This window comes from Shewanella sp., assembly GCF_051658185.1.
Taxonomy (GTDB): domain Bacteria; phylum Pseudomonadota; class Gammaproteobacteria; order Enterobacterales; family Shewanellaceae; genus Shewanella.
Map to the genome: position 1 here is coordinate 1 of NZ_JBOFMC010000340.1, position 10,752 is coordinate 10,752.

At 51.1% G+C, this 10,752-nt stretch carries 10 protein-coding genes; 6 read left to right on the forward strand and 4 right to left on the reverse strand.

What is annotated here, in order from left to right; genetic code table 11:
* Nucleotides 1–94: 94 nt before the first annotated feature.
* The 6 genes from hypF to hypA all read left to right on the forward strand — a co-directional run bounded on the left by hypF (nt 95) and on the right by hypA (nt 6,360).
* Nucleotides 95–2,560 carry a carbamoyltransferase HypF gene (gene hypF, locus ACRCZA_RS12910; protein ID WP_438674825.1) on the forward strand — a complete coding sequence of 822 codons (2,466 nt, stop codon included), beginning with the start codon at nt 95–97 and terminating at the stop codon, nt 2,558–2,560.
* Between the two features lie 195 nt (nt 2,561–2,755).
* Nucleotides 2,756–3,517 carry a hydrogenase nickel incorporation protein HypB gene (gene hypB, locus ACRCZA_RS12915; RefSeq protein ID WP_438674826.1) on the forward strand — a complete coding sequence of 254 codons (762 nt, stop codon included), beginning with the start codon at nt 2,756–2,758 and terminating at the stop codon, nt 3,515–3,517.
* Nucleotides 3,517–3,759, forward strand: a complete 243-nt coding sequence (locus ACRCZA_RS12920) for a HypC/HybG/HupF family hydrogenase formation chaperone (protein ID WP_438674827.1) — start codon at nt 3,517–3,519, stop codon at nt 3,757–3,759. Before hypB ends, ACRCZA_RS12920 begins: the two co-directional genes overlap by 1 nt.
* A 75-nt stretch (nt 3,760–3,834) precedes the next feature.
* Complete coding sequence (gene hypD / locus ACRCZA_RS12925) at nt 3,835–4,974, forward strand: hydrogenase formation protein HypD (protein ID WP_438674828.1); 1,140 nt, start codon at nt 3,835–3,837, stop codon at nt 4,972–4,974.
* The gene (hypE, locus tag ACRCZA_RS12930; RefSeq protein WP_438674829.1) at nt 4,967–5,983 is read left to right on the forward strand and encodes a hydrogenase expression/formation protein HypE; all 1,017 of its coding nucleotides are present in this window, start codon (nt 4,967–4,969) and stop codon (nt 5,981–5,983) included. Before hypD ends, hypE begins: the two co-directional genes overlap by 8 nt.
* Nucleotides 5,983–6,360, forward strand: coding sequence for a hydrogenase maturation nickel metallochaperone HypA (gene hypA, locus ACRCZA_RS12935; protein ID WP_438674830.1), 378 nt, complete (start codon nt 5,983–5,985; stop codon nt 6,358–6,360). Before hypE ends, hypA begins: the two co-directional genes overlap by 1 nt.
* A gap of 223 nt (nt 6,361–6,583) precedes the next feature.
* Here the strand turns inward: hypA and lpxM are convergent, their stop codons facing one another.
* The 4 genes from lpxM to ACRCZA_RS12955 all read right to left on the reverse strand — a co-directional run.
* The gene (gene lpxM, locus ACRCZA_RS12940) at nt 6,584–7,522 is read right to left on the reverse strand and encodes a lauroyl-Kdo(2)-lipid IV(A) myristoyltransferase (protein WP_438674831.1); all 939 of its coding nucleotides are present in this window, start codon (nt 7,520–7,522) and stop codon (nt 6,584–6,586) included.
* 330 nt (nt 7,523–7,852) lie between these two features.
* Nucleotides 7,853–8,149: an integration host factor subunit alpha gene (ihfA, locus tag ACRCZA_RS12945; protein ID WP_438674832.1), complete on the reverse strand. Its 297-nt coding sequence runs from the start codon at nt 8,147–8,149 to the stop codon at nt 7,853–7,855.
* A gap of 3 nt (nt 8,150–8,152) precedes the next feature.
* Nucleotides 8,153–10,540, reverse strand: coding sequence for a phenylalanine--tRNA ligase subunit beta (gene pheT / locus ACRCZA_RS12950; protein WP_438674833.1), 2,388 nt, complete (start codon nt 10,538–10,540; stop codon nt 8,153–8,155).
* A gap of 15 nt (nt 10,541–10,555) precedes the next feature.
* On the reverse strand, nt 10,556–10,752 hold a 197-nt coding region (locus ACRCZA_RS12955), incomplete at its 5' end, for a tRNA ligase subunit PheS family protein (RefSeq protein ID WP_438674834.1).

Consider the following 10,752-nt stretch of genomic DNA (forward strand, 5'->3'; position numbering starts at 1 on the left):
TGGTGCTAATCTTGCCGTTGGAGCACTCTTTGCCAAGGGCCGAGACTGGGACAGGCAAGACTAAGTCATTCATTTGCTTAAGAGATAACATAGATTGGATAACCCAAGCCCAGAGGCTGAACTTCAGCGTAAGCAATTACATATCACAGGTATTGTCCAAGGAGTGGGCTTTCGCCCCTTGGTTTACCGCTACGCCAAAGAGTGCCAAGTCACCGGCTCTGTGCTGAATAACGCCATGGGCGTGACCATTGAGATACAAGGCCACGCGGCACAGGTCGCGCGTTTTATTGAGCAACTGACCACCAATCCGCCCCCCCTTGCTCGCATTGATCGCATCAGCCACCAAGCGCTGACCATCGAGGGTAACGAGACCGACTTTGTGATTTTACACAGCGAACACGACGACGCCACGGGCGCTCAGGTCGCGGTGGCGGCGGATAAAAGCACTTGTCAAGATTGTCTTGAAGACATGCAAGACCCCAACAATCGTCACTTTGGCTATGCCTTTACCAATTGCACCAATTGCGGCCCAAGATACACCATTATCAAGGCGTTACCCTATGACAGACACAATACCGCCATGGCGGATTTTGCCATGTGTCCCGAGTGCGCCAGTGCCTATCAAAATCCGCTAGATCGCCGCTACCACGCCCAACCCGTGAGCTGTCGCCACTGCGGTCCAACATTACGCTTAACCACCGCCTTAGGGGAACGTATTTATCCTGCGTCTTGGCAAACATCCACCGACAAGCAAGTGCTGCTGCTGGCGGCAGAGCGCTTACGCCAAGGGCACATTTTAGCCATCAAGGGGCTCGGCGGTTTTCATTTAGTTTGCGATGCCACCAATGATGCCGCCGTCAGCGCCCTGCGTCAGCGTAAACAGCGCCCAGCCAAACCCTTGGCCGTGATGATGGCCGATAGGGCAATGGCAACAGAGTACATCACAGGCAGCGCACGCGAATGGCAGGTACTCTGTTCGCAGGAGCGGCCCATTGTATTGATGAACCGCCTGGCAAACACCGCCATCAGCGCAATGGTGGCCCCTGGACTCAATAAACTGGGGATTTTTCTGCCTTACACTCCTTTGCATCATTTGCTCATGTCGCTATTTAAACGGCCCATGGTCGCCACCAGCGCCAATGTCTCGGGGGAGCCGATTATCACCGCAAGCCATGACATCACGCGCTATCTCAGCCATGTGGTAGATGCCATCGTCGACCATGACAGGCCCATCATTAACGGCTGCGATGACAGTGTTGTCCAAGTGATTGAGCCCACAAACGCACATGGCAACGTAGATACCGAACTGAGCCAAGTTCAAGTGCTGCGCCTCGCCCGGGGCTATGCCCCAGTGAGTTTTGCCCTACCTGCGCCCCAAAAGCTCAGCATATTGGCGGTAGGGGCACAGCAAAAAAATACTCTCGCCTTTAGTATTGGCAACAATGTCTTTTTAAGCCCACATATTGGTGATCTCTTTAGTGTCGGCGCCCAAGACTATTTTGAACGCACCTTAGCCACCTTCTCTCGCCTGTACCAATTTAGCGCTAACTGCATCGTACGGGATAAACACCCAGACTATGCTCCCTCCCGCTGGGCCGACGCCCAAACAGGGGCCGCGCCGTGCTTGGATATTGGCCAGCCATCCTCTGCGCGGTTGCTAAGTGCCCCCCAATGCTTAACGGTGCAACATCACCATGCCCATGTACTCAGTGTCATGGCCATCAACCAACACAGCGGCCCCGTTCTGGGTTTTAGCTTTGATGGCACAGGCCTTGGCGATGATGGAGAGCTATGGGGCGGTGAAGTGCTAATCACCACCGTCAAGGAGGCGAATCGCCTCATGCACTTTGAGCCAATAGCGCTACTTGGCGGCGAAATGGCCATCAAGCAGCCCGTGCGCCTATTACTGGCACTATTGTTTGAACAGATGAGTTTACGGGAAGTGCAATTACTGCCATTGCCTATTTTGCGCAGCTTAACGCCGACCACACTGCTTAATCTTCATAAGATCTGGCAACACGGCAACACCCTGCGCAGCACCTCCGCCGGGCGGCTATTTGATGCCTTAGCCTGCGCCTTAGGGCTGATAGACACCACCCTCTTTGAAGGTCAGGCCGGTATGGCCCTTGAGGCGGCGGCGGAGCGCGCCGATGCCCGCGAACTGGCAAGCCTTGATGCCATAGCGTCCCCGGCGCTGCACTTCCCCTTGCTCTGCCGCCCAGAAATCTCAGGCTCAGATCCGCGCCCGTGTTGGGGGAGCAGTGCCATGTTCAAACAGATCATCACCTTGCTCAGCGAACAACCGCTCACGGACGCACGACGCGACGCCATCGCCCGCGCCTTTATTCATGCACTAGGCGATGCTGTCTGCGACGTTGCCGCACAGTACAAGCCGCTGCCGATCGTGCTCTGCGGCGGGGTATTTCAAAATAAATACCTCCTCGAATATTGCCTTAAAAAGCTTAACGCTCAAGGCAATCAGGTTCTCTCGAGCCAGCAGATCCCCATTAATGATGGCGGCATCGCCCTTGGGCAGCTGTGGTATGGTCTGCATCAGTAACACTAAGCGCGGCAAAATAAGCGACTAACCCGCCAGCGCTTTATCTTGTAAACCTGACAAACATCAAAGAATCAATGCCAAATTTGTATCACACTTAACATTAGCTTAACCAAATGTACCGACGGTGTTTAACCCTACTATTAGGCCTTACCATCACAATGTCAGGCAACGCCCCTCGACAAGGAGAGATTTTCTATGTGCAAAGACTGCGGCTGCTCGCTTACCCGCCAAGGCACTGGCCATCAGCATGATCACAATCCTGGACATCACCATGAGCAATTGCATACTAATCCGCAGCTTAACGACAAAAAAACCTTGTCGGTGATCCATAAAATCCTCGACAAAAACGATATCGAAGCTGGCCATAATCGCGCCCATTTTGAGGCCCATCACATCACCGCCTTTAATCTCATGAGTAGCCCTGGCAGCGGTAAAACCACCTTGCTTGAACAGCTTAAAGAGTACACCCCCCTCAATTACGCCGTGATTGAAGGCGATCTGGAAACCTCCCGCGATGCCGACCGCTTAATCGCTAAAGGCATTAACGCCTATCAAATTCAAACGGGCAGCGCCTGCCATCTGGATGCTTTTATGGTCCACGGTGCCCTGCACCATCTCCCGCTTGAAGGCCTCGATATCTGTTTTGTCGAAAACGTCGGTAATTTGGTCTGCCCGGCGAGCTATGATGTTGGCACGCATAAGAATATCGTGCTGTTATCAGTGCCAGAAGGTGATGATAAGATTGAAAAATATCCAGTTATGTTCCGCCGTGCGGATCTGGTATTGATCACCAAATGCGACTTACTGCCCTACTTCGATTTCAATGTCGATGAAGCCAAAGCGCAGTTAAAAAAGCTCAATCCCGCAACGCAAATCCTCGAAATCTCAATTAAACATGGGGATTCTATGCGCGCCCTCGCCCAGTGGATCGAGCAACATCGGCAAGGAGCTCAATAATGTGCTTATCCATTCCCTCTCAAGTGGTCGCCGTTGACCACGAACGGCAATCCGTCACCGTCGATACCTTAGGCGTGCGCCGCGAGGTCAGCAGTCATTTGATGACTGAGCCCTTGGCCATCGGTGACTATGTGCTTATCCATATCGGGTTTGTGATGAATAAAATCGACAAGGAAGATGCCAAGCAAAGCATTGAGTTATATCAAGAAATTGTCGCAAAACTCGATGGTGAGTCCCGCTAATCCAACGCGATTGTTAAACACAGCTTTCGCCCACAGCCGCACGCGCGCGGCGAGATGGGTGCACGAGGACAAAGCATGTTTGAACTAAAACACTTGTATCAGGGCTTTCGCGATCCAAAGACGATCGCCAGTTTGGCCCATGACATTGCCCAAACGGCCAAAACCGTCAAGGGAGCCATCAACATCATGGAGGTGTGCGGCGGCCATACCCACACCATAATGAAATACGGTTTACTGGATTTACTGCCTGATAATATTGAATTTATCCATGGCCCAGGCTGCCCAGTGTGCATTATGCCCAAGGAGCGTATCGACCAAGCGAGCGTACTTGCCCAGCAGGAAAACGTCATTTTGCTCACCCTTGGCGACATGATCCGGGTACCGGGGTCCCACGGCTCCCTCGCCAGCTTTCGGGCAAAGGGCTGTGATATCCGGCCATTGTACGATCCCTTAGATAGCTTAAAAATCGCCCGAGACAATCCCGATAAAACTGTCGTGTTTTTTGCCATCGGTTTTGAAACCTCAACGCCGATGACCGCCATCTTGCTGCAACTGGCTGAGCAAGAAAAACTGGATAACTTGCTGTTTCACATCAACCATGTGCTGGTCCCGCCCGCTATCGATGCAGTCATGCAGGATCCCAATACCAAGGTGAATGCCTTTATTGGCCCAGCCCATGTCAGCGTGATCACCGGCGCCAACATCTACCGTAGTGCGGTGCAACGCTATGGGACGCCGCTGGTGGTCTCAGGCTTTGAACCGGTTGATGTCATGGAATCCATTTTACGTATTACCCGGCAAAAGGCGGCAGGTCAGGCGCAGCTCGATATCCAATACAGCCGCGCCGTATCAGAAGAAGGCAACCTCCGCGCTCAAGCGACGGTCAATCAGTATTTTGCCATTCGACCGCAGTTTCGCTGGCGCGGCCTTGGGCCAATCCCCAATTCCGCCCTGCAACTCAAAGCCGAATATGCCCACCGGGACGCAGAATTGCGCTTTAAAGACTGCTTACCCGTCAAAGAAATTGATGATCACAAGGCCTGCCAATGCGGCGATATACTGCGGGGGCTGGCCAAACCGAAGGATTGCAAAGTGTTTGGCCGAGGCTGCAACCCAGAAACCCCCTTAGGCAGCTGCATGGTCAGCTCGGAAGGCGCCTGTAATGCCTATTACCGCTATCAAGGCGTCACACACAAGGAGATCCAACATGGCTGACAACCCAAAAGATAAAGCCATTCAACTCAGCCACGGTGGTGGCGGTAAAGAAATGAATGCCCTCATCCGCAACCTGTTTTTTGCCGAGTTTGATAACCCCATCCTTCGCAGTGAAGAAGATGCCGCCAAACTGGAACTGCACGGTGCCACCGCCTTTACCACAGACTCGTTTACCGTCTCGCCACTTTTTTTTGCTGGAGGCGATATTGGCAAACTCGCCATCGCGGGGACGGTAAATGATCTGGCGATGATGGGCGCTGAGCCCCAATATTTAAGCTGCAGCGTGATCATTGAAGAAGGCTTTTCTTTACAGGATCTGACCACCATAGTGCGCAGCATGGCCAAGGAGTTAAGCCACTGCGGCGCACGGATTGTCTGCGGCGACACTAAGGTCGTGCCAAAGGGCTGCGCTGATGGATTATTTATTAACACCTCCGGCATTGGTCGAATATTACGCCCCAATATCTCGGCGGCCAATCTGACACCGGGGGATGCCATTATTGTCTCCCGGGATATTGGTTGCCACGGCGCGGCCATTTTAATGGCCCGTGAAGGACTCGTGCTCGAATCCAACTTGCAAAGCGATTGCGCCACGCTCTGGCCCATCGTCGAGCAATTAATTGCCGCCAATATTCCTATCCATGCGATGCGCGACGCGACCCGCGGCGGATTGTCTGCGGTGCTCAACGAATGGGCCGGTGTTTCCAAGGTCGGGATCACCGTCAATGAGGCGAGTATTCCGGTTTGCGATGAAGTAAAAGGCCTGTGTGAACTCTATGGCTTTGAAGCAACCGATCTGGCCAATGAAGGTACTTTTGTCCTCGCCGTCCCAGAGGAAATAGCCCATGGCGCGCTAGAGATTATGCAGCGCTTTGGTGGCTGCCAACATGCCGCCATTATCGGTACGGTGACCGCAGGCGCGGCTGGCAAGGTTATCCTCAAAACTCCCTGGCAGACCCAGCGTTATCTTGATCTGCCCCAAGGGGAATTACTGCCAAGGATTTGCTGATGCACGAATACTCCATTGTAAGCGCCCTGATTGAACAATGTGAGCAATATGCCAAAGCTGAACAGGCTATGCGCGTCACTCGGGTGGACATTAAATTAGGGGTGATGAGTGGGGTCGAACCTAGCCTACTTAAGACCGCTTTTGACACCTTCAAACTCGATGGCCTATGCCAGCAGGCTGAGCTTAATATCAGGCTGCAGCCTTTAGTGATCCAGTGCTTAGATTGCCAGCATGAGTCAGTGTTAACTGAGCGTTCCGTCCTCTGCCCGGTGTGCAGCAGTTACCGAACTCGCGTCATCGACGGCGAGGACATGCTACTGATGCAACTGGAAATGGAGCAAGGCGAGGCGGAGTCCGCCATGGCCAACGCGCCCTAAAATGCTTATCGCTTGGCACTTAGCACTTAGCACTTAGCACTTAGCACTTAGCACTTAGCACTTAGCCTCAAGCTTCAGATAACGATATCGCGGCAAGCAATCCACTCACCAAACAAAAATGGCTTTAAGCATTCTACGCTTAAAGCCATTTTCTCAATCATTGACCCAGTCGTTAACTCAGTCGTCATCCCGCCATGGTGTATTCAGGACTACCTACAGGCCATCAAGAATAGATAGAGGCCTCGCCTTCAGGGCGCGTTTTAAGCACCCGTAAAAACCACATATATTGCTCTGGGTAGGCCAAAATCACTTGCTCAACCACTTTATTGAGGGCCAACGCCTCATTTTCTTTACCCACCATATCGCTCGGGGCAATGGCTGGCATCACGGTCAACTCAAATTGCCGCCGATGCTGATCGTAACCGATCTTCACCGGAAGCACTTGGGCATTCCCCGCCTGAGCTAAGCGCCCCACCACTGGCAGCGTGGCCTTAACCGTCCCCAGAAAAGGCGCAAACACACTCTGATCTGGTCCTAAATCCTCATCTGGCAGATAAAAAAAGCTGTTACCCCGCTTCAGCTCGGCCAATAGCGCGCGAATACCAGCCTCTCGCATATAGACATGGCCACCACAACGACTGCGCAGCCGATTACTAAACCAATTAAATAAGCCGTTTCGATGGGCTTTGGCCATCGTCACCATAGGTAATTCTAGGTTTAATCGCAGTCCTGCATAATCGATTGGCCACACATGGGGCATGATAAAAATCACCGGCTGGCCCATCGCCTGAGCTGCTTTAACATGCTCAAAACCGTTAAGCGTGACTCGGCGGCGTAAATGTGCCTTTGAACGCACCAATAATTCGCCTTGAGAAAACAGCACCAATACAAAATTTTGCACATTTTCTCGCACTAATGTCTCAATCTCAGTGGCCGATTTTTCAGGAAAACAAGCGCGTAAATTGGCTCTGGCAATACCAATGGGCTTTTTGGCAATCCAAAAAACCAACGTTGCTAGTCGCCTAACAAGCGGATCGCGCACCCCACTAGGCAAGAGTCCAAACAACATTAATAGAGCAATCCCGAGCCAACTCAGCCAATACTTAGGATGTAATAACGCCAATTTAAAATGGCGATCAAAATGTTTTGGCGGTCTTGACAACGCATTCACCTCAAACAGTAGATAATACCCATCACATTATTAATCCGCTTCGCCATTTAAAGATCATGAGAGGCCATGGCTGCACAAGCCCATCCTTCACTCTGAGTTTCTTTAATCTAGCTTGCCTCTGTTAACTTAACGCCGCCCCTACTGCATCCCAAGGGCAGCCGAAGCCATGCTCAACGTCAAGGGCATAAAAACAAAAGTACGTTGAATTTACTGAGAGTAAACAGACAGTTAATGCTATGGGTATAAAACTAAAATATCGACAACAACAATAAACAGGAAAGCCACTCACAACGGAGTGGCTTTCCCATCAATCACACACTTTTACTTACTCGTATTTGCGACTTCAACACGAGTTTTTAGCTTTTGGCCAGGACGGAAAGTCACGACACGGCGCGCAGAAATTGGAATATCTTCGCCGGTTTTCGGGTTTCTTCCCGGTCTTTGATTCTTATCTCTAAGATCAAAATTGCCAAAACCTGATAACTTGACCTGCTCACCACTTTCAAGTGCGCCTCGAATTTCTTCAAAGAACGACTCAACCATCTCTTTAGCGACACGCTTATTTATTCCAAGTGTTTCAAAAAGATGTTCTGCCATTTCGGCTTTGGTAAGTGCCATACTTTAATCCCTCAACGATGCGTTGAACTCGGTCTTTAGGGCAGAAACCACTGAACCTACGGTCTCAGCAATCTCTTTTTCCTCAAGTGTACGAGTAGTGTCTTGTAATGTAAGTGCTATTGCCAAGCTCTTCTTGCCAGGCTCAACACCTTTACCTGAGTATACATCGAACAAGTTTATGCCAACCAACTGATTTTCGCCAACTTTTCTTATTACTTTCATAATATCGCCTGCAGACACACTTTCATCTACTACCACCGCGATGTCACGACGATTCGCTGGGAACTTTGATACTGCTTGGGCTAGCGGTAAACTGGTATGCAATAAAGCATCCAATTCCAACTCAAAAACGATGGTTTTACCATTGAGTCCAAAAGGCTTCTCCAAACTAGGATGGATTGCACCTATATGACCGATGACTCGATCATTTCTCAATATTTCAGCACATTGCCCCGGATGGAGGGCAGAATGTGTCGCTACTCTAAAGCTAAATTCTGATGCAGAAACTGTCAAGCCGATAATGGCTTCTAAATCACCTTTAAGGTCGAAAAAATCAACAGTTTTTGATTCCATCGCCCAATGTTCATCATTTTGCAGGCCTGTAATGACGCAACCGAGCATTGCTTGCTGTCTTACACCAGATTCTGCATTGATATCAGGAACAAAGCGCAGGCCAGTTTCAAAAAGTCTCACGCGATGCTGTTGACGACTTTGGTTGTAGCCCACTGCCGCTAATAAACCGGTGAACATTGACAGGCGCATGGCCGACATTTCACTGGAAATCGGGTTAGGCAACACCATCGCTTCAACACCAGGGTGAACCAAATTTTGCAATTTAGGATCGACAAAACTGTAAGTCACCGCTTCTTGGAACCCACGGGCCACGAGCAGCGAACGAACACGTTTTAGGCTTAAGTCAGTTTCTTTGTGATCCGACATCCGCAGCGCGGCAACGGGGGCAATATTGGGGATATTGTTGTAACCGTAAATGCGCGCCACTTCTTCGATAAGGTCTTCTTCAATTGCCATATCAAAGCGATAGGTCGCCGTGGTCACCTGCCAGCTTCCCTCGCCTGCAACGACGCTGAAACCTAAACGCTCAAGGATTTCAACCACGTCGCTATCCGGAATGGAGTGACCGAGGATCTTATCTAACTTGCTGCGACGTAATACAATTTGTGCAGGTTTTGGTAAGTCAGCATCAGATTTAGCCTCAACCACTGGGCCGGCTTCACCGCCACAAATCTCCAGCACTAAACGCGTTGCGCGGTCCATGACCTTGTGTTGCATTTCTGGGTCAACACCCCGCTCAAAGCGGTGTGATGAATCCGTGTGCAGGCCTAAACGACGTGATTTCCCCATAATCGCTAACGGTGCGAAGAACGCACATTCCAGCAAAATGTCTTGGGTGGTGTCACTGACACCGGAATATTCACCGCCAAATACGCCCGCTAACGCCAATGGGCGCACATCGTCGGCGATAACAAGCGTATCGCTTGGGACCGTGACTTCACTGCCATCGAGCAGGGTGATTTTTTCTGCACCATCACCTAAACGCACTTGGATATCGCCAGTGAGTTTAGCTAAATCAAAGGCGTGCATCGGTTGACCAAATTCCACTAACACAAAGTTAGTGATATCAACGATAGGATCGATTGAGCGGATCCCACTACGACGCAATTTTTCTTGCATCCACAGCGGTGTCGGCGCTTTCACGTTAACATTTTTCACCACCCGGCCTAAATAGCGGGGGCAAGCAGCGGTTTCTTTTACGTTAATCGCCACTTTGGCATCGATTGTTGGGGTGACCGCTTGCCATTGTGGCGCTGTCACGGCTTGGCGGTTTAATACGCCAACTTCACGTGCAAGACCCACCATACCTAAACAGTCGGCGCGGTTCGCAGTCAAGTCCACTTCGATAACGGCATCATCAAGCTGCAAATAGTCACGCAAATCCACGCCTAAAGGCGCATCGACTGGCAGTTCGATAATGCCGTCACTTTCCACATCAATGCCCAGCTCGCTGTATGAACACAGCATGCCTTCAGATGGCATGCCGCGCAGCTTAGCCTTTTTGATTTTAAAATCGCCCGGTAACACCGCGCCCACCATGGCCACGGCAACCTTAAGGCCTTGACGGCAATTGGAGGCGCCACAAACGATATCAATCAGTTCACTGCCACCCACGTTAACTTTGGTCACGCGCAGTTTGTCGGCATCGGGATGTTGAGCACATTCAACCACTTCACCCACCACCACGCCGTTAAACTCGGCTGCGACGGGGTCAACCCCATCGACTTCAAGGCCCGCCATCGTGATCTGGTGGGACAATGCTTCACGGCTTATCGTAGGGTTAACCCACTCACGAAGCCAAGATTCGCTAAATTTCATGCTATTACAGCTCCGTTATTTAAATTGCTTCAGGAAACGTAGGTCGTTTTCGAAAAACGCACGTAAATCGTTGACGCCGTAACGCAACATAGTGAGACGCTCAACCCCCATACCAAAAGCAAAACCAGAGTATTTTTCTGGATCGATGCCCACACTGCGCAGCACATTTGGGTGCACCATGCCGCAGCCTAACACTTCTAACCATTTGCCGT

Excerpts from the sequence above, each read along its gene's own strand:
- hypB (WP_438674826.1), top strand. The coding sequence starts at position 2,756 with ATGTGCAAAGACTGCGGCTGCTCGCTTACCCGCCAAGGCACTGGCCAT.
- ACRCZA_RS12920 (WP_438674827.1), top strand. The coding sequence starts at position 3,517 with ATGTGCTTATCCATTCCCTCTCAAGTGGTCGCCGTTGACCACGAACGG.
- hypD (WP_438674828.1), top strand. The coding sequence starts at position 3,835 with ATGTTTGAACTAAAACACTTGTATCAGGGCTTTCGCGATCCAAAGACG.
- hypE (WP_438674829.1), top strand. The coding sequence starts at position 4,967 with ATGGCTGACAACCCAAAAGATAAAGCCATTCAACTCAGCCACGGTGGT.
- hypA (WP_438674830.1), top strand. The coding sequence starts at position 5,983 with ATGCACGAATACTCCATTGTAAGCGCCCTGATTGAACAATGTGAGCAA.
- ihfA (WP_438674832.1), bottom strand. The coding sequence starts at position 8,149 with ATGGCACTTACCAAAGCCGAAATGGCAGAACATCTTTTTGAAACACTT.
- pheT (WP_438674833.1), bottom strand. The coding sequence starts at position 10,540 with ATGAAATTTAGCGAATCTTGGCTTCGTGAGTGGGTTAACCCTACGATA.